Annotated in this window: 21 protein-coding genes; 18 read left to right on the forward strand and 3 right to left on the reverse strand. The window is 61.8% G+C overall.

Translation table 11 applies throughout. The features are described 5' to 3' along the window. Positions 1 to 65: 65 nt before the first annotated feature. The 18 genes from CKV89_RS03275 (at position 66) to CKV89_RS03360 (ending at position 16,540) form a co-directional block, all read left to right on the forward strand. The gene (locus tag CKV89_RS03275; RefSeq protein WP_051277649.1) at positions 66 to 899 is read left to right on the forward strand and encodes a sugar phosphate isomerase/epimerase family protein; all 834 of its coding nucleotides are present in this window, start codon (positions 66 to 68) and stop codon (positions 897 to 899) included. Between the two features lie 52 nt (positions 900 to 951). Further along, entirely contained in the window at positions 952 to 1,929 is a 978-nt protein-coding gene (locus CKV89_RS03280; protein ID WP_028327581.1) for a proline dehydrogenase family protein, read from the forward strand. A gap of 39 nt (positions 1,930 to 1,968) precedes the next feature. Then, a complete protein-coding gene (gene proC, locus CKV89_RS03285) occupies positions 1,969 to 2,805 on the forward strand; it encodes a pyrroline-5-carboxylate reductase (RefSeq protein ID WP_084441264.1) in 837 nt (278 codons plus the stop codon). Positions 2,806 to 3,069: 264 nt separating this feature from the next. After that, on the forward strand, positions 3,070 to 3,591 hold the full coding sequence (locus CKV89_RS03290; protein ID WP_028327583.1) for a GNAT family N-acetyltransferase: 522 nt from the start codon (positions 3,070 to 3,072) through the stop codon (positions 3,589 to 3,591). 76 nt (positions 3,592 to 3,667) lie between these two features. Then, on the forward strand, positions 3,668 to 4,861 hold the full coding sequence (locus tag CKV89_RS03295; protein ID WP_028327584.1) for an acetoin utilization protein AcuC: 1,194 nt from the start codon (positions 3,668 to 3,670) through the stop codon (positions 4,859 to 4,861). 322 nt (positions 4,862 to 5,183) lie between these two features. Continuing rightward, a complete protein-coding gene (locus tag CKV89_RS03300) occupies positions 5,184 to 5,282 on the forward strand; it encodes a 30S ribosomal protein bS22 (protein ID WP_003792170.1) in 99 nt (32 codons plus the stop codon). 174 nt (positions 5,283 to 5,456) lie between these two features. Continuing rightward, positions 5,457 to 5,729: a glutaredoxin family protein gene (locus CKV89_RS03305; protein ID WP_028327585.1), complete on the forward strand. Its 273-nt coding sequence runs from the start codon at positions 5,457 to 5,459 to the stop codon at positions 5,727 to 5,729. Between the two features lie 166 nt (positions 5,730 to 5,895). Next, a complete protein-coding gene (locus CKV89_RS03310; protein WP_028327586.1) occupies positions 5,896 to 7,254 on the forward strand; it encodes a glutamyl-tRNA reductase in 1,359 nt (452 codons plus the stop codon). Further along, complete coding sequence (hemC, locus tag CKV89_RS03315) at positions 7,251 to 8,207, forward strand: hydroxymethylbilane synthase (RefSeq protein ID WP_051277651.1); 957 nt, start codon at positions 7,251 to 7,253, stop codon at positions 8,205 to 8,207. Before CKV89_RS03310 ends, hemC begins: the two co-directional genes overlap by 4 nt. A 1-nt stretch (position 8,208) precedes the next feature. Continuing rightward, positions 8,209 to 9,021 carry a uroporphyrinogen-III synthase gene (locus CKV89_RS03320; RefSeq protein ID WP_051277652.1) on the forward strand — a complete coding sequence of 271 codons (813 nt, stop codon included), beginning with the start codon at positions 8,209 to 8,211 and terminating at the stop codon, positions 9,019 to 9,021. Between the two features lie 29 nt (positions 9,022 to 9,050). Beyond that, entirely contained in the window at positions 9,051 to 10,049 is a 999-nt protein-coding gene (gene hemB, locus CKV89_RS03325) for a porphobilinogen synthase (protein ID WP_028327587.1), read from the forward strand. Between the two features lie 89 nt (positions 10,050 to 10,138). After that, the gene (gene hemL / locus CKV89_RS03330; protein ID WP_028327588.1) at positions 10,139 to 11,461 is read left to right on the forward strand and encodes a glutamate-1-semialdehyde 2,1-aminomutase; all 1,323 of its coding nucleotides are present in this window, start codon (positions 10,139 to 10,141) and stop codon (positions 11,459 to 11,461) included. A 30-nt stretch (positions 11,462 to 11,491) separates the two neighbouring features. Further along, positions 11,492 to 12,163 (forward strand): histidine phosphatase family protein, encoded by a 672-nt coding sequence (locus CKV89_RS03335; protein WP_028327589.1) that lies wholly within the window; start codon positions 11,492 to 11,494, stop codon positions 12,161 to 12,163. After that, positions 12,160 to 12,762 carry a TlpA family protein disulfide reductase gene (locus tag CKV89_RS03340; RefSeq protein WP_028327590.1) on the forward strand — a complete coding sequence of 201 codons (603 nt, stop codon included), beginning with the start codon at positions 12,160 to 12,162 and terminating at the stop codon, positions 12,760 to 12,762. The genes CKV89_RS03335 and CKV89_RS03340 overlap by 4 nt, the downstream gene beginning before the upstream one ends. Continuing rightward, positions 12,759 to 13,523 (forward strand): cytochrome c biogenesis CcdA family protein, encoded by a 765-nt coding sequence (locus CKV89_RS03345; RefSeq protein ID WP_028327591.1) that lies wholly within the window; start codon positions 12,759 to 12,761, stop codon positions 13,521 to 13,523. Before CKV89_RS03340 ends, CKV89_RS03345 begins: the two co-directional genes overlap by 4 nt. 37 nt (positions 13,524 to 13,560) lie before the next feature. After that, a complete protein-coding gene (gene resB / locus CKV89_RS03350; protein WP_051277653.1) occupies positions 13,561 to 15,183 on the forward strand; it encodes a cytochrome c biogenesis protein ResB in 1,623 nt (540 codons plus the stop codon). Next, the gene (gene ccsB / locus CKV89_RS03355) at positions 15,180 to 16,253 is read left to right on the forward strand and encodes a c-type cytochrome biogenesis protein CcsB (protein ID WP_231935436.1); all 1,074 of its coding nucleotides are present in this window, start codon (positions 15,180 to 15,182) and stop codon (positions 16,251 to 16,253) included. Before resB ends, ccsB begins: the two co-directional genes overlap by 4 nt. Positions 16,254 to 16,258: 5 nt before the next feature. Next, entirely contained in the window at positions 16,259 to 16,540 is a 282-nt protein-coding gene (locus CKV89_RS03360) for a DUF4229 domain-containing protein (RefSeq protein WP_154657679.1), read from the forward strand. Here CKV89_RS03360 and CKV89_RS03365 read toward each other — a convergent pair whose 3' ends face one another. The 3 genes from CKV89_RS03365 to CKV89_RS03375 all read right to left on the reverse strand — a co-directional run bounded on the left by CKV89_RS03365 (position 16,541) and on the right by CKV89_RS03375 (position 19,108). Continuing rightward, positions 16,541 to 17,437: a 1,4-dihydroxy-2-naphthoate polyprenyltransferase gene (locus CKV89_RS03365; RefSeq protein ID WP_028327593.1), complete on the reverse strand. Its 897-nt coding sequence runs from the start codon at positions 17,435 to 17,437 to the stop codon at positions 16,541 to 16,543. A gap of 108 nt (positions 17,438 to 17,545) precedes the next feature. Further along, the gene (locus CKV89_RS03370) at positions 17,546 to 17,785 is read right to left on the reverse strand and encodes a PLDc N-terminal domain-containing protein (protein ID WP_028327594.1); all 240 of its coding nucleotides are present in this window, start codon (positions 17,783 to 17,785) and stop codon (positions 17,546 to 17,548) included. A 42-nt stretch (positions 17,786 to 17,827) separates the two neighbouring features. Beyond that, positions 17,828 to 19,108: an AMP-binding protein gene (locus CKV89_RS03375; protein ID WP_051277655.1), complete on the reverse strand. Its 1,281-nt coding sequence runs from the start codon at positions 19,106 to 19,108 to the stop codon at positions 17,828 to 17,830. Positions 19,109 to 19,111 lie beyond the last annotated feature (3 nt).

Raw genomic sequence — 19,111 nt, forward strand, 5'->3', positions numbered from 1 at the left:
CAACCACCCACCGCACGTATGCCTCACTACTCGGAACGCACAAGCACCCTCACTACAGTGGAAACGTGAGCCAGGAGCAATCGACGCCCCCACAGATACCGAAAGTCACCCTCGGTACCTCCTCCGTCTACCCCAAAAAACTCCAAGACGGGTTCGAAATGGCCGCACGCACCGGCTACGACGGTGTCGAAGTGATGGTGCTAGGAGACCCAGCAACACAAAACGCCGACACACTCACCGCCCTGGCCGACAAATACAACACCCCCATCCTGTCCATCCACGCACCCACCCTGCTGGTATCCCAACGCGTCTGGGGAACAAACGACCCCTGGGAAAAAATCGACCGCTCTATCGACCTAGCCCACGCCGTGGGCACCAACACCGTCGTCCTACACCCACCATTTCGCTGGCAACGCGAATATGCCCGCGAATTCGCCGAAGGAGTCGCCGCCCGCGAAGCCAGCACCGGTGCCATCCTCGCCGTAGAAAACATGTTTCCCTGGCGAGCCGGATCAGTCTGGATGCAGGTCTACCGGCCCGGATGGAACCCCGTCGACTTCGACTATGCCCACGTCACCCTCGACTTCTCCCACGCGGCAATCGCCCACGACGACGTCATGGCAATGAAAAAACAGCTCGGCACCCGTCTACACCATATTCACCTTGGCGACGGCACCGGATCATTCATGGACGAACACCTCGTCCCCGGCCGAGGAAACATGCCCATCGCCGACTTTCTCGCCGACCTTGGCCAAACCGGCTGGGACGGAGTCATCGCCACCGAAGTAAGCACCCGCAAAGCCAACGACGCCCAGCGCGAAAAAGACCTCAGAGAAACAGTCGAATTCGCCCGCACCCACTTACGCCGCGGCGCACAACGCAACGGTCTGCAAGACTGACACCGGCGACCCACCCGCCGACGTCGCCTGACTGCGCGAGAGGTTCCGCTTGGTGAAAAACGATGTCAGCCCCGCAACCATGCTGCTGCGCATGGCCCACGACCCGAGATTCCGAACCTTCGTGGAGACCAGATCGGTCAACTCCCACGTCGTATCCAAATTCGTCGCTGGCGAAACCGCCACCGACGCCCTCAACGCCACCGGTGAGCTCCTCGCCCGCGGACGATACGTCACCATCAGCCACCTAGCCCCGGACCCACTGGACACAACACAAGCCCGCACCCACCGCAAACGGCTACGCAAAGCCCTGCGACGCACCGTACAAGCTGGCTACAACGTCGAAGAACGCATCGAAATCGCCATACGCCCCGGAGCTCTTGGCGCACGCCTACCCAACAACGGACACGAACTCGCTCTCGAACACGCCCGCAGAATCACACACACCGCCACAGAAATGGGCGCCCGCGTCCTCATCGAAAGCGAACCAGGCCTGCCCGCCAGCGACACCCTCTCATTCACCGACGCCCTCCGACGGGACTACCCCGACACAGGAGTAGAGCTGTGGTCGATGCGTAAACGCACCGAACAAGACATTCTCGAACGCATCGATAGCCAATGCCGCGTCCGACTTTCCTACGGAACCGATGAAGCCCGCGGCGGCGAAGACGAAACTCACGGCGCTCGCGACACCGACCTGGCGTATGTGCGCTCTTTAACAGAGTTGATGCGAAGCTCTGCAACGTTTTCTGTCTCGGCTGCAGATCGTCGTGTGGTGGAAATTTCCGAGGCTCTGGTAGCTGCAGGGGAACGGCAAGCAGGAACATTCGAATACCACCTACGGATGGGGACCCACCCGATTGCCGAAGCCACGATCGCTGACCGAGGCGACCGCATGAGGGTGCTCGTGCCGTTCGGGCGAGACTGGTACCCCTACCTGATGGGCAGAGTCGCCGACCAGCCGGGGCAATTTTTGGCTTTGTTTCGACCCACTAAAGCTGCTCGGCGTGCCAAAGCGCGAGGAAAGCGATAAGCGATGAAGGATGAGACCGGTCGAGACGAAGGAGTGCAGATGGAACAGAGCACAAACAACTCCAGTGCTGTTGCAGAAGCCATCACGAAGCTGGCAGCAATTGGAGCAGGCACGATGGCAGGCGCAATCGTTAAAGGTGCGATCTCAGAAGGGCTTGAGCGGCAGAACGTGGTGGTCAGCACCCGTTCTGAGCAGACCAAAGAAGAGTGGGAAAGCTTCGGTGTGAAAGTGGCCGATGAGAACTGCGATGCGGTCAAAGATGCAGACGTGGTGCTTATCGGGGTTAAACCTGCGCAGGTTACCGAAGTGTTGGGTGAGATTGGGGCGTCCTTGCGTGATGACGCTGTGGTGGTGAGCGTGGCGGCCGGGGTTTCGTTGGACACCATGGCTCAGGCGCTTCCCGATGGCGTTGCAGTGGTAAGGGTGATGCCCAACTCGCCAGCTTTGCTGCGCGCGGGGGCAGCATCCTTGACGCCAGGGGCACATGTTGATGAAAAGCAGATGGAGCGAGTGCGTGCTCTGTTTGGGGCAGTGGGCACTTTCGTTGAAGTGCAGGAACAATACATCGAGGCTGTCACTGCAGTCAGTGGTTCGGGCCCGGCATACGTGTATCGCTTGGTGGAGGCAATGGTTGATGGTGGTGTGTTGTTGGGGTTGACGCGTGATGATGCCACCACATTGGCCGTGGCTACAGCTCAAGGGGCGGCGTTGATGCTGGCTGAGTCGGGGGTGCGCCCAGGAGAACTTCGGGAGCAAGTCACTTCGCCTGGAGGGACGACAGCAGCGGCGTTGGCGCAGATGTCTCGTGGGGGGTTCGAGTCGGCTGTTCTTGATGGCATGGTTGCCTGCCGTGACCGTTCTCGCGAACTGGGCTAACCATAAAAATATTGGTATTCAATGCTTTTCGTTGGCTACGGGGTGTTTACTCGGCGTTTGTGCAGTGTTCGTTCTATTGCTGAGGCCGATACCTCTTACCCAGGCAAAGTCGTGAAGGTGCGCTGTTAATCTCATGGCAAATGGGTCTGTGCACCTTCTGCGAGCGGTCGATGGGAAAGACGGGCACGAAGATCTCGTGCGTGGCCCCCTGCTTCACGGGCGGGATGCGGGCCACGCGCCCCGAGCAGAAAGGCCTTCAAACATATGACCGATATTTCCATTCGTATCCTGGGTGAAGATGACTGGCAGGTGTACCGCGAGGGCCGCCTGCGCGCTCTTAAAGAGTCACCAGAAGGATTCGCGGCCAAATATGAGGACGAGGCCGCAGCCGATGACCAGTTATGGAAAGACCGGGTGAAGCGTTCCTCGCGGTTGGTTGCTGAACAAGATGGGCGCCCTGTTGGGATTGCTTCAGTTCGTCTCAGTGACGACCTATTCGAAAACGCCTCAGAGGTGTTCGGGCTGTGGGTAGCTGCAGATTTGCGAGGAACGGGGCTCGCATCTCGACTGGTGCAAGAAGCGGCTCAGGTGGCTACCGCCCATGAGCGGGGTCAGCTGCTGTATTGGGTAGGCACCGAAAATGCCCGAGGGGTAGCCTTCGCGAGCAGTTTCGGATTCCGCCCCACTGAGCATCGCCGCCCAATGCGAGTGCACAGCGCTGGCGAAGAAGCTTCGCAAGAGGCAAGCTCCGAAGAGATTGCGTTGAGTCTGGCTTTGGGGCGCTAAGTCTGCGCAGAGGCTCTTTTGGCGGTAGGCCTGTCGATGTGCCGCCTAAGGAGGTCAGCTCGCGTAGCCTGCCCGCATGGACGACGCACGCGTGAGTGTCGTGTGGGATGAGGGGTTCACTCGATACAACTTCGGTACGGGGCACCCGATGGATCCCGTGCGTTTAGATCTGACTGCGCGGCTGTGCCACGCACTGGGTTTGTTCGCAGATGCGGTGGTAATGGTCTCTCCGGTGGAGGCTTCCACTGAGGCGTTAGTGCGGGTTCATGACCCGCAGTACATCGCTGCTGTGCAGCGGGCTTCGATTGATCCACGAGCGGCAGATCCTCGCTTTGGTTTAGGCACTGAAGATGATCCGGCGTTCGTGGGTATGCATGAGGTGAGTGCGCGGATCGCTGATGGGTCGCGCTTGATTGCCGAGCAGGTGTGGAGTGGTCATATGGATCACGGGGTGAACTTCACCGGTGGTCTTCACCATGCGATGCGTGATCGAGCAGCTGGGTTCTGTGTATATAACGATGCAGTCATGGCCATTGACTGGCTTCTGCAGGCAGGGGCCACACGTGTTGCTTATGTCGATGTTGATGCTCATCACGGCGATGGCGTGGAGGGGGCTTTCTGGGATGATCCCCGCGTCTTGACGCTCTCTGTTCATGAAACCGGAAAAATTCTTTTTCCTGGCACGGGGTTCCCGCGTGAGATCGGGGGAGTGGAAGCACTGGGCTGCGCGGTGAATCTCGCTCTTCCCACACAGACGCGTGATGCGCAGTGGTTACGCGCTATTGATGCCACCGTGCCTGCCTTGCTGCGTGCCTTTCGTCCCCAGATCCTTGTTAGTCAGCACGGCGCCGATACGCATTACACCGATCCTCTTACGCATCTAGCTATCTCTGTTGATGCTCAACGTGCCGTGATGACTCAGTTGCATGACTTGGCTCACGAGCTGTGCGAAGGACGTTGGGTTGCATTAGGGGGAGGGGGATACCAGCCTGTTTCTGTAGTTCCTCGCACGTGGAGTCACCTTGTGGCCATTGCGGCGCATCGCCCTGTTGATGTGGCTACTGCTATCCCGACTAGCTGGCTTAATCACGCCTACCAGATCAGTGCTGATTTGCCCGAGACTATGGGGGATGGTGCCTATGAGAATGGGCATGTGGCTTTCCGTTCTTGGGAACACGGATATGACCCCGGCAATAGCCTTGATGCCGCTGTGATGGCAACCCGGGAGGCCGTGTTCAGTTATCACGGTCTGGATGCCTGGTATGACTGATCAGCGCAGCCGTCCCACCAGCATGGCCACACGCAGCGGTCAACTGGCTTTGGGTACAGGCATGCGCCCGGAGTACGATTGCCCAGACCGTCAACTGCCCGGCCCCGGTTCGCACCCGCCTCGGGGGCTGCTGATGTAGCGGAACGTGCACCTCACGAGTTGCCGAGCCGTCACCTTCATGCAGCCGAACGCCGCAGCACGAGCTGCGGATTCGAGCCGAATGCCGAATCGAATGGTCGGCCGAATGTAGTGGACGTGACGAGGCTCGTAATGCACGAGATCCCGTACCGGCCGCTCCGACAACGATGATTGAGGTGTCCCCATGGGATCTGTGATCAAGAAGCGCCGCAAGCGCATGGCCAAGAAGAAGCACCGCAAGCTGCTTCGTAAGACGCGTCACCAGCGTCGTAACAAGAAGTGACACCGAGTCCGGGGGGCGACACGTTGTCTCCCGGACAACGTGTCCGCACGGGGTCACCGGATGCACCGGTCGGCCCCGTTCCTGTGCCCATGGCGCCACCCGGCCACTGCGCAAAAACCCCAACCACACGGGCTGATGCCGTGGAGCAGGTGCAGCGGCACTAGAGTTTTAGGCATGGATTCGCATGTGCCGACGATCACCCTGATCACTAAGCCTGGATGCCACCTGTGTGACCTGGCCCGTGATGTTGTGACCCGAGTCGCTGACCAACTCTCAGTTGGTTTCGAGGAGAAATCTCTCCCCGACATGACTGACCCAGACCCCATCCTGTGGGAGCAGATCCCTGTCACATACATCGACGGTGAGCCACACGACTACTGGCGAGTGAGCGAATCTCGTTTGCGCGCAGAGTTAACCGAACGTATGCAACAAAACAGCCAAAACTGAACGGTATGTCCTCACTCTCTCCGAATCGCCGATCAAGCAATTGAACTGGCCTATCGTGAGAAGAGTGCCAAAAGTAGGCACTACCGTCGCAGAACCAACGGACCCTCACACCGGGCCCGCCCCCGGGAAACACCAACTCGGGAAAACGCCGTAGGAGGAGCAACACGTGAGTCTTGTCGTGTTGGGGCTGTCTCACCGCACATCCCCGCTGGACCTCTTGGAACGCGCCAGCCTCGACGCCAACGGCATCGCTGCCCTCCGCGACAGCCTGCGCTCCTCGCAACACATCGCCGAATCGGCACTCATCACCACCTGCAACCGCATCGAGGTGTATGCCGAAGCCCGCACCTTCCACGGAGCCATCGACGACATCGGCGACGCCCTTGAAATGGCCAGCGGAGTCTGCCGCGCCGACCTGGCCGACCACCTATACGTCCACTACGAAGACCGCGCCGTAGCCCACGCATTCTCCGTCGCCTGTGGACTGGACTCAATGGCCGTCGGCGAAGCTCAAATTCTCGGGCAAATGCGCGCAGCCCTCGCTGACGCTCAACGCCACGAAACAGCAGGCCCGGTACTCAACACCCTCTTCCAACAAGCCCTACGCGTTGGGAAAAAAGCCCACTCCGACACCGCTATCGATAAAGCAGGACCCTCACTCGTTGAACGCGGCCTGCACCTATGCACACAAGCCATCGGCGACCTCAACACCAAACGCGTCGTTGTCATGGGTGCCGGAGCAATCAGCGCCCTGGCCGCCACCACCCTCGTCCGCGCAGGAATCACCGACGTCCTGGTCATCAACCGAACCCGAGCCAAAGCCGACCACCTCTCATCCGGACTCGGCCTCACCAGCGGCGACTGGGACGACCTCGACACCCACCTCACCCGCGCCGACCTCATCGTTGCCTGCACCGGCGCAACCGACCACATCGTCACCGGCGACATGGCCGCCCGCATCGCCCAAGCCCGCCAAGGCCGCCCACAGGCTTACCTCGATCTCGCGCTACCTCGCGACATCGCCCCTGAAGTCACCGAACACGCCTACGTTGCAGACCTCGCCGTGATCGGTGAATCCCTGCGCGGCGGAGACGCCACCGCTTCAGCTGTTTCCGAAGTAACCGACCTCGTCACCGCCGAAGTCGCCGAATTCATGCTCATGCGACGCCAATCCGAGGTCGCCCCCACTGTCGCTGCACTACGACGCCAATCCGCCGACGTCGTCAAAGCAGAACTCGCGCGACTGGCAACCAAATTACCCACCGACCTCGACCCCAAAGTCCGCGCCGAAATCGAACAATCAGTCCGCCGCGTCGCCACAAAAATCCTGCACACCCCCACCGTGCGCGTCAAAGAACTCGCATCATCACCACTCGGTGACTACACCGGAGCCCTGCGCGCACTCTTCGACCTCGACGCCACCGAAACCGCCACCGTATCGGCCCCACCCACCGTAGGGCCTCGCGCACCCATGCCCGGCGAAGTCGCCGGAGCCATCATGGACCCCAGGAGACTGAACCGTTGAGCCGCACCCTCAAGCTCGGAACCCGCCGCAGCGCACTCGCCACCACCCAATCCAGGTGGGTACGAGATCAACTCGCTCAAGCTGGGGTGGAATCTGAACTCGTCGAGGTCATCACCGAGGGCGACATCAACATGGCCCCCCTCACCCAAATCGGCGGAACCGGAGTCTTCGCATCCGCACTACGCCACCGCCTCCTAAGTAGCGACGTTGACTTCGCCGTCCACTCACTCAAAGACCTCCCCGTCGCCCCCCACACCGGACTGACCATCGCCGCCATCCCCACCCGCGAAGACGTCCGCGACGTACTCATCAGCGCCAACAACGAAACCCTCGAAGAACTTCCACACGGCGCCACCATTGGCACCGGCTCACCCCGCCGTGCCGCCCAACTCCACGCCATTCGCCCCGACCTAAACCTCAAACCCATCCGCGGCAACGTCGGCACCCGCATCGCCCACGTCGACGAAGGCCGCCTCCACGCCGTCATCCTCGCCGGAGCCGGAATCCGCCGCCTCGGCCTCACCGACCGCATCAGCCAATACCTCCCCACCAACACAGTTCTACCCGCAGCAGGCCAAGGCGCCCTAGCCATCGAATGCCGCAGCGACAGCACCGACATCCGCCAAGCCCTCGCCCTCATCGACAACCCCACCAGCCGCCTCGAAACACACATCGAACGCACCGTCCTGGCCACCCTCGAAGCCGGATGCACCGCACCTATCGGCGTCTACGCCCAACTCCTCACCGCAACTGAAGCCGCCACCGCCACCGGGCTCACCCCACCAGCCACCGACACCGAACCCCATATCCTGCTCGACACCTTCGTCCAAACCACCACCGGGCCCATCCGCCTACGCCGCACCGCCCCCACCTGCCAAGCCGAACGCCTCGCCATCGAGGTCGGAACCGAACTACGCGAACACGTACTGGCCGAACAACCCACCCAGCACTAACGTGACCACCCCACCTGCACTCCACGGCTGGCGCGTACTCGTCCCCAGAACCCCCGAACAAGCCGCCGCCACCATCACCGCCCTCGCCCGCCACGGCGCCCACGGCCACGCCGTACCCACCATCTGCATCACCCCACCCCAAGACCCAACCCCCCTGCACAACGCACTGGTCGACCTACCCACCGGCCGATTCGCCTGGACCATCTTCACCAGCATCAACGCCGTCACCGCCACCCGAAAAACCCTCGAACAACTCCACCCCAACCAACCCAGCAACACCCACTTCACCCACACCCGCGTCGCCTGCGTCGGAGGCGTCACCCACGCCGCCCTCAACACCTGGGGCATCAACACCATCCTGACCCCACCCCACCGCTTCAGCGCCGCCGGACTCCTAGACATCTGGCCCACCGCCACCACCACCCCCACAGACATCCTCCTACCCCGCGCCGACATCGCCCCACCCCTCCTACCCGAAGGCCTACGCAAACTCGGCTGGAACCCCATCGATGTCACCGCCTACCGCACCACACCCGCACCACCACCCCCACCAGAAATCCACGCCGCCATCACCAACGGCTCCTACCATGCCGCCCTATTCACCTCAGCCTCTACCGTCAACAACCTCATCAAACTCACCGGCCCACCCCACCCCAACACCCTCATCGCCTGCATCGGACCCTCCACAGCCACCGCCGCACGCAACGCAGGACTACGCGTGGACATCATCCCCTCACACGCAACCTCCGAAGCACTCGTCGAAGCACTCGCCACCTACGCACAAACCAACCCAACCCACCCAAAAAACACCTAAAACCACACCACCACGCAGCCGGAGAAGCCATGAACGCCAACCACGAATCCCTACGCCGCCGCCCCCGCCGCCTACGCAGCACCCCCGCCATCCGCCGACTCGTCGCCGAAACCAGACTCCACCCAGCCCAACTCATCCTTCCCGTCTTCATCGCCGAAGACACCGACCACCCCACCCCCATCACCTCCATGCCCGGAGTCGTCCAACACTGCATGGACTCCCTACTCACCACAGCCCGCGAAGCAGCAACCGCCGGAATCGGCGGCATCATGCTCTTCGGCGTACCCACCCACAAAGACGCCACCGGCTCCGGCGCCGACGACCCCAACGGCATCCTCAACACCGCACTCTCCCGCGTCCGCGACACCGTAGGCGACGACCTACTCGTCATGGCCGACACCTGCCTCGACGAATTCACCGACCACGGCCACTGTGGCGTCCTAGCAACCGACAGCCGCGGAAACACCTACGTCGACAACGACGCCACCCTCGAACGCTACGCATCCATGGCCGTATCCCAAGCCAACGCAGGAGCCCACATCGTCGGCCCCTCCGGAATGATGGACGGCCAAATCGGCGTCATCCGCGACGCCCTCGACCAAGCCGGACACACCGACACCATCATCCTCGCCTACTCCGCCAAATACGCCTCCGCCTACTACGGACCCTTCCGCGAAGCTGTCTCCTCATCCCTGACCGGCGACCGCAAAACCTACCAACAAGACCCAGCCAACATCGCCGAATCCCTCCTAGAAACCGAACTCGACATCGAACAAGGCGCCGACATCGTCATGGTCAAACCCGGCATGCCCTACCTGGACGTCCTAGCCACCATCGCAGCCAACGTCAACGTCCCCGTCTGCTCCTACCAAGTCTCCGGCGAATACGCCATGCTCGAAGCCGCCGCAGCCAACGGCTGGCTCGAACGCGACCGCGCCATCCTCGAATCACTCACCTGCCTCAACCGCGCCGGAGCCGGATCCATCCTCACCTACCACGCCCTCCACGCCGCCCACCTGCTCGGATAACCCACCACACCCCAACAACAGCCACCCCAACACACACCACAATCACACGCAGAACTGACCCCCAGCGACACGTGCGGCATGATGGGGCCATGCCTTACCCCATGACCGCCCCCGCCTCCGAACACCTCCTCGACCGCGCCAGCGCAGTCATCCCCGGCGGCGTCAACTCACCCGTACGCGCCTACCGCGCCGTCGGCGGCACCCCACGGTTCATGGAAAGCGCCTCCGGCCCCTACCTCATCGACGCCGACGGACGCCGCTACGTCGACCTCGTCTGCTCCTGGGGACCAATGATCCTCGGCCACGCACACCCCGACGTCCTCGAAGCCGTCACCACCGCAGCCCACAAAGGCTTCAGCTTCGGCACCCCCAGCGAAAACGAAGTCGCCCTCGCCGAAGAAATCGTCGCCCGCGTCGAACCAGTCGAACAAGTCCGCCTCGTCAACTCCGGCACCGAAGCAACCATGAGCGCAGTCCGCCTCGCCCGCGGCATCACCGGACGCTCCAAAATCGTCAAATTCGCCGGCCACTACCACGGCCACGTCGACGCCCTCCTCGCACACGCAGGCTCAGGCATCGCCACCCTCGCCCTACCTGACTCCGCAGGCGTCCCAACCACCGCCGCCGCCGAAACCATCGTCCTTCCCTACAACAACCCCCAAGCCCTCCAGGAAGCCTTCGCCAACCACGGCGAGGACATCGCCTGCGTCATCACCGAAGCCTGCCCAGGCAACATGGGAGTCGTCCCACCCGCCGACGGATTCACCGAAACCATCCGATCCATCACCCGCCAACACGGCGCCCTGATGATCTCCGACGAAGTCATGACCGGCTTCCGCGTATCCGCTGCAGGCTGGTACGGCCACGAAGGCCCCACCGCCTCCGGAGCCCCCGATCTGTTCACCTTCGGCAAAGTCATGGGCGGAGGGTTCCCCGCAGCAGCCTTCGGAGGCAAAGCCGAACACATGGCCCACCTGGCACCCAACGGCCCCGTCTACCAAGCAGGCACCCTGTCCGGAAACCCCATCGCCTCAGCCGCAGGCCTAGCCACACTCCGCGCCTGCACCCCAGACCTCTACACCCGCATCCACACCACCGCCACCACCATCGCCAACGCCACTAGCCAAGCCCTCACCACCGCAGGCGTCCCCCACCACATTCGATGGGCAGGATCCATGTTCTCCGTCTTCTTCCGCGAAGGCGAAGTCCGCAACTACGCCGAGGCCAGCACCCAAAACACCCACGCCTTCGCCGCCTTCTTCCACAGCCTCCTCAGCAACGGCGTCCACCTACCCCCTTCCGCATACGAAACCTGGTTCGTCAGCGCAGCCCACGACGACACCGCCATCGACCAGATCATTACCGCCCTACCCGCCGCAGCCAACGCAGCCGCACAAGCAACCACCAACTGACCCCACAAACCGGCACGAAAGGCGTCAACGATGAGCACAAGCAGCAAGAGCAGCCGCGAAACCACGGTGCACTTCCTGCGACACGGCGAGGTCTACAACCCGGCACGCATCATCTACGGCCGCCTACCCAACTACCACCTCTCCGAACGCGGCCACGCCATGGCAGAACTCGCAGCACAATCCCTCCGCAACTTCCCCATTGGCTTGGTCGTCTCCTCACCGCTAGAACGCGCCCAAGAAACCGCCCAACCCGTCGCCGCCACCCACAACCTGCCCATCTACACCGACCCCCGCATCATCGAAGCCCAAAACTCCTTCGAAGGACACAAATTCGGCCAAGGACAAGCCTCCCTGCGCAACCCCGCCACCTGGAAACTCATCCGCAACCCCTTCCGCCCCTCCTGGGGCGAGCCCTACACCCACCTCGCCACCCGCATGCGCGAAGCCCTCCACGCCGCCGTCGAAGCATCCCACCGACTAGCCGACGGAGCCGACGTTGTCGCTGTCTCCCACCAACTCCCCATCTGGGAACTGCGCCTATCCGTCGAAGGCCGCCGCCTATGGCACGACCCCCGCAAACGCGAATGCGGCCTCGCCTCCATCACCAGCTTCACCCTGCGCGACCACGAAATCATCGCCATCGCCTACAGCGAACCAGCCGCCGAACTCTACCCAGGCTCCACCGGAGGAGTCGGCGCATGAAAAACACCCCACGCACCCTCACCACCCTTCTCCTCACCGCCACCCTCACCACCCTCACCGCCTGCAGCACCAGCGGCAACACCATCGCTGACCAAGCCCGCCGCGGCGACGACCTCGGCTACGTCACCGGAGACGGCGCCGTACAACGCCTACCCGCCGACCAACGCAAAAACCCCATCAACCTCAACGGAAAACTTCTCGACGGCGCCCCCTGGAACATCACCGACAACCGCGGAAAAATCACCGTACTCAACATCTGGGGTTCCTGGTGCCAACCCTGCCAAAACGAAGCACCCCAACTCGAAAAAGCACACGCCCCCTACAGCAAAGACCCCAACGTTCAATTCATCGGAATCAACGTCGGTGAAAGCCCAGAAACCGGTTCTGCAGCAGCCAAAGCATGGGGTCTGACCTACCCCTCACTCACCGACCCCGAACGCAAACTCGCCTCCTCACTCAACGGCCTAGCCAACGCCACCCCCACAACCCTGGTCATCGACACCCAAGGCCGTGTCGCCGCCCGCATCTCCGGAGCCCTCACCACCGCCTCAACCCTCACCGGACTCATCGACGACGTCCGCAACGGAAAAACCACATGACAGACCTCACACAGGTCCTCGCCGACGGCAACCTGCTCCTCGCCCTGGCCATATCCCTCGCCGCAGGAAGCATCTCCTTCGCATCCCCCTGCGTCCTACCCCTAGTGCCAGGATTCCTCGGATACGTCGGCGGCATCGCTCACACCACCAACACCCCCAACCAGCCCACCCCAATCCGAAACCGCACCCTCCTGGGTGCCGCGCTATTCGTCCTCGGATTCAGCACCGTCTTCATCACCGGTACCCTCCTCGCCTCTGCAGCAGGCGCAGCCCTACACAACTACACCCCCTGGCTCACCCGCCTCGGCGGCATCATCATCATTGCCCTCGCACTTATCTTCCTTGGCTTCGGCACCCAACGCACCTACACACCCACCTGGCGACCACGCACCGGCCTAGCCGGCGCCCCCCTGCTCGGAATCATCTTCGGCCTAGGCTGGGCACCCTGCATGGGCCCGACCTACGCCGTCATCTACGCCCTAGCCACCAACCTCGCTGGCGACACCGGACTCATCACCCGCGGCGCGCTCCTAGGCATCGCCTACTGCGCAGGACTAGGCATCCCATTCCTGCTCATCGCCGCAGGCTGGCAACACGCCCTCACCGCCTCCACCTGGCTGCGCCGCCACCAACACGCAATCCACATCGCCGGAGGACTGCTCCTGCTCACCGTCGGACTGCTCCTGCTCACCGGAGCATGGGACACTATCGTCCACTACCTCCAAACCACCCTCGTCAACCGATTCCAGACCGCCCTCTAACACCCAGCCCACCGGCAGGCAGCAACGGGAACAGGACATGAGCACTCACACCCCACCCCAAGCCCCCAGCTCCCAGCCACGCCTCGGCCCACGAGGATGGGCCCGCTGGGCCTGGCGACAAATCACATCTATGCGCACGGCACTCTTCCTACTGCTGCTGATCGCCGTCGCAGCCATCCCCGGCTCCATGCTTCCCCAACGCACCACCAACGCCGTTGCCGTCACCCAATGGATCAACCAACGACCAACCATCGGAGCCATATTCGACACAGTCGGACTTTTCGACGTATTCATATCTCCCTGGTTCTCCGCCATCTACCTCCTGCTCGTCCTCAGCCTCATCGGCTGCATCATTCCCCGCATCGGCGCACACATAAAAGCGCTGCGCTCCCTACCACCGCGCACTCCACGAAACCTCAACAGGCTCCCCGCCTACAGCTCTTTCACCACCACAGCCAGCGAAGAAGACATCCTCCACACCGCCCGCGCCATGCTCGGAAAAGCCAGATTCCGCATGCGCCCCGCAGACGAAGACCGCTCCATCGCTGCCGAACGCGGCCACCTACGCGAAACCGGAAACATCGCCTTCCACCTGGGCCTAGTTGTCGTCATCGTGGCCCTGGCCATCGGCTACCTCGTCGGCTGGAAAGCAGACCGCATCGTCCCCGTCGGCACCGGCTTCGTTAACGACGTCTCCAGCTACGACACCTTCGCGCCCGGACCATGGGTCAACCCCAACACCCTCGACCCTTGGCAACTGCGCATCGACTCGCTGCACGTCAAGTTCCAAGATCGCCCAGACGCCCCCCAATTCGGCCAGGCTCGTGACTTCTCCGCCCAAACCACCATCACCATGCCCGATGGAACAACCAGCAAAAAAACCCTCGCAGTCAACGCACCTCTCCAATTCGGAGACGCCTGGACATATCTCCTCGGCAACGGGTACGCCCCCACCATCACTGTCCGGAACCCAGACGGTGAGGTGCTCTATCGGCAATCCACACCCTTCCTGCCCCAAGACGGCGTCTACACCTCCACTGGAGCCGTCAAAGTCGTAGGCGCACAGCCCAAACAACTCGGATTCACCGGAGTGCTCCTACCCAGTGCTTTCACCGATAAAAACGGCCCCGTATCTGTCTACCCTGACCTCGAAAACCCCCTCCTAGCACTAGACGTTTACACCGGTGACCTCTATTCCGGTGGCCCTCAATCCGTCTACAGCCTGGACACCACCCGCATGACCAAAGTAAAAAACGCCGACGGTAAACCAGCCCAACTCTGGCTACGCCCCGGTGACACCGTGCAACTGCCCAACAACCTGGGCAGCGTCACCCTCGAACAAGACATCCCCCGCTGGGCAGGCCTATCCACCCGCTACGATCCGGGCAAGACACTCGCGCTCGTGTCCTCCCTTGTCGCACTGATCGGCCTGATGGTCTCTCTTACCGTTCGCCGTCGACGCGTCTACATCCGCGTCACCACAGACACCACCGACAATGGCTCCACACACAACACCGTTCACGTCGGTGGCCTCGCCCGCGGCGAAGACCCTCTACTGAACGACGCGATAACTGAACTGGCGCATAGGCTCTGCGCAGCTGTCGAAGCCAAAGAAACGACAACCACCAACGGCCACCCCAATACACCGAGGCAGGCATGATGACGAACCAGCAGCTGGCGTTGCTGTCCAACTACGCCCTCTACGCCGCCATGGCCATGCTGTCCTGCGCCATGATCGGATACGCAATCTTCTTGGGGGTGGCTCGCGCTGCTACCGGAGGCAGCCGCGTTGCAGCAGAAAACGAACAGACACCAGTAGCCGCCGGGAATGCTCCGGTCCCAGCCGAAGCTGACAGAAGAGCAGACAAAAATGAAAAACGCCCAGGTATTGGTTCTCTCGACTCGAGCGGATTGGGAATCTTGCACGGCTCAGCCGTCGAGGAGTTGAGTAACCGGAAAATTGAGGAAGTCGATGCTCGTTCCGGTGCGATAGCAACCATGCTGGGGTGGCTCGGCACCATGACCTTGTTTGTGTCGATGGTGCTACGAGGTCTTTCCGTGCAGCGAGCTCCTGTATCGAACATGTTCGAGTTTGCGGTTGCCGCGGCTTTTCTCGTTATGGCGGTTTTTTTGGGATTGGGGCTGAAACGACCACTCAAATGGATGGGTGTGTTCGTTGTGACGCCGGTGTTGTTGATGCTCGGGCTTGCCATCACAGTGTGGTATGCCCCTGCAGCGGAACTGGTTCCATCATTGAAGTCCACCTGGCTGGTTATTCACGTTCCGATCGCGATTTTGGCGACAGCCGTGTTCACGCTCGCATTCGTGGTGTTGCTGCTTCATTTGGCTAAAGCTCGCCATGAACGAAAACTGCGTGAAGGAACAGGTAAGCAGGCTTCATTGCTCGCACTGCTTCCAGACGCTGCGGCTCTGGATCGGGCCTCTTATGCCCTACATATCACTGCGTTCCCGTTGTGGACTTTCACACTCATTGCAGGAGCGATCTGGGGGCAGAAAGCCTGGGGCGTCTATTGGAGTTGGGACCCCAAAGAAGTATGGACTTTTGTTATCTGGGTGATCTACGCGGCTTATTTGCACTCTCGCGCCACAAGTGGGTGGAGCTTGAAAAGGTCGAATGTCATCGCTGTGATCGGTTACGTGGCGATTATTGTGAACTTCACCATCGTGAACATGTTCTTCCCAGGCATGCACTCTTACTCGGGGCTGTGATTGATATGCGTCCTTCTATTGTTTATTCCTTCGCTCGGATCAGCATTTTCCTTGCGTGCCTGTTGGTTCTCTGGCTGGTGGGTCTTAAAGACCCACTGGTGCTGCTGCTGGTGGCTGCGACGGTTTCGATGTTGATTTCGTTGTTTACTTTGGGGACGTTGCGAGATCGCTTTGCAGTTGATGTGGCTGAACGAGTTGAGCGTCGCCGGCAAGAGAAAGCCGAGTGCCGGGCTCAGACAGATCAGTCTTCTGCTGAGGAGGATTCTGAGGCGGATTCGTTCCGCTGATTAGCCGATGGCGGGTAGACGCCAGATGGCCATGCCCAGGCCTAGGAAAATGCCGTAGATGAGAGTGAATTTTCCGGTGCGGCCCAGGACGGTGATGAGATCACGACCGCTGGATCCGCGTAGTACTTGGCGTACGCCGGGGATGATGTAAACGAAGGTGATGAGGCAGAACCAGGCACCTGGGTGGAAGAAACCAGCGACAAGTGAGCAGATTGCTGCGATGGCGATCATGCCTGCGTAGGCCAAGCGTGCGCCGGGTTCTCCGAGGCGGACTGCCAGGGTGATTTTTCCTGCGCCGGGGTCTGTGTGGATGTCGCGGAGGTTATTGACCATGAGGATTGCGCAGGAGAGCGAGCCCACGCCGACTGCTCCGGCGATGGAGGCCGGGGTGATGTAGAGGGTTTGGGTGTAGGTGGTTCCCAAGGTTGCGACGAGTCCGAAAAATATGAAGACCATGACTTCGCCGAGTCCGAGGTATCCGTAGGGTTTTTTACCTCCGGTGTAGAACCAGGCGGCGATGATAGCCAGTAGGCCAACGCCGATCATCCATAGGGTGTTGGCGAATGCGACGAGGGCTAAGCCGAAGAATGCTGCGACGCCGAAGGAGATGAATGCGGCGTTTTTGACTGCTTGGGGTGTGGCGAGTCCTTGGCCGACGAGGCGGACTGGGCCAATACGTACGTTGGTGTCGTCGGTGCCGCGGATGCCGTCTGAGTAGTCGTTGGCGTAGTTGACGCCGACTTGGAGGGCGAGGGCGACGAGTAGGGCTAGCACGGCGAAGGGGAAGATTCCTCGGTCGACCGCGTAGGCGGATCCTGCGCCGATGACAACGGGCGCTACGGCTGCGGGCAGGGTGCGGGGGCGTGCACCTTGAACCCATTCCTTGTACGTGGCCATGGGGTGTGAATCCTTGTGTGGCTAGTCAGTTTGCTTGGTGGGTTGTTCGGTTGGAGGTAGTCATTGTGGCGTGTGGACGGGTGTGGTGTGCGGTGGTGGTGCGTGGGGTTAGAGGCCGCGGAGGAAATCGGGGTCGTCGTCGGGGCCGATAGGTCGTTGGGGGCGGGGGCGTTGTGGGCGTCCTGCGAGCCACCAGGCAGTGCCTCCAACGATGGGGAAGAGGCAGATTCCGAGTGCCCAGATGGGTTTGGGCAGGGCGCGGATGTGTTGTTCGTCGGTGTTGAGGCAGTCGACGAGGGTGTAGATGCTGTAGGCGAGGATGAGCAGAGTGCCAAGTACCCGGATCACAACGTTTTCCGTTCTTTTCGCCGGTGGGTGTGGGGGTGGGGTTCATTCTGGCATGGGGTTCTCAGGGTGGGGTTGTGCGCGGATGAGGGCGTTGCGGATGGCGGTGCGGTCGGGTTTTCCGGGGCCGCGTTGGGGTAGGTGGGGTAGGACGATGGTGTGGCGGGGGATGGCGTGTGGGGGGAGGGTTTCGCGGGCGGCGGTCAGTGCGGTGGGGATGAGTTGTTGAAGGTGTTTGATGTGGGTGGGGTTGGTGGGGGCGAAGGCTGCGGCGACGGTGGTTCCCCATTCGGGGTGGGGGATTCCGGTGACGTGGATCGCTGTTCCGGGGGGTAGGTGTGGGGCGAGGGCGTTTTCGACGTGGGTGGGGAGGACTTTGAGGCCGCCGGTGTTGATGATGTCGTCGGTGCGGCCTTCGAGGGTGAGGGTGCCGTCGGGGTTGATGTGTCCGATGTCGTCGGTGAGGTATGTGCGGGTGCCGTTGGGGTGGTGTGTGAAGGGTGTGTTGGTGTTGAGGGTGAGGGTGGTGGGGTTGTCGGTGGGGTGGAGGTATCCGTGGGCGATGTGGGTGCCGGTGAGTTGGATGCGTGTGGCGGTGGCGGTGGCGGTGGTGGTGTTGGTGGTGAAGGTGATGGTGGTGTCGCCGATGGGGTGGCCGTTGTAGACGCAGCCGCCGCAGGTTTCGCTCATGCCGTATGTGGTGATGAGGTTGATGTTGTGGTCTTTGGCGCGGTTGATGAGTTCGGTTGGGGTTGCTGCGCCGCCGACGAGGATGGCGTCGAGTTGGCGCAGTGTGGTGATGCCTTCGGTGGTGGATAGGAGTCGGGCGAGTTGGGTGGGGACGAGCGAGGTGTAGTGGGGGGTGTTGGGGGTGGTGATTTGGGCTTGGTGGAGGGCGGTGGCTAGGTGTGTGGCGGTGAAGCTGGTGGTGCGGTGGATGGGGATGGGGTTGTGGCCTGCTGCGAGGGATCGCAGGATTACTTGCAGTCCTGCTATGTGGTGGGGTGGGAGGGTGAGGATCCATTGGCCGGGGCCGCCGAGGGCGTGTTCGGTGGCGGTGATGGAGGCGTGGAGTGCGGTGGCGGTGCAGGTGGCGAGTTTGGGGGTTCCTGTTGATCCGGAGGTGGAGATGGCGAGGGTGGCTTGGGGTGGGAGGTTGGTTGCGGTGGTTGCTGTGGTGGGGGGTGTGTGGCCGGGGGCGGTGGGGATGAGGAGGGGGGTGTTTCCGTCGAGGGCGTGTCGGAGGGTGGTGTAGGTGGGGGTGAGGTCGCCGTGGGTGGGGATGGTGAGGGGGGTTATGGGGGTGGTGGTTGTGGGTTCCGGCACGGG

Source organism: Dermatophilus congolensis, assembly GCF_900187045.1.
Classification (GTDB): Bacteria; Actinomycetota; Actinomycetes; order Actinomycetales; family Dermatophilaceae; genus Dermatophilus; species Dermatophilus congolensis.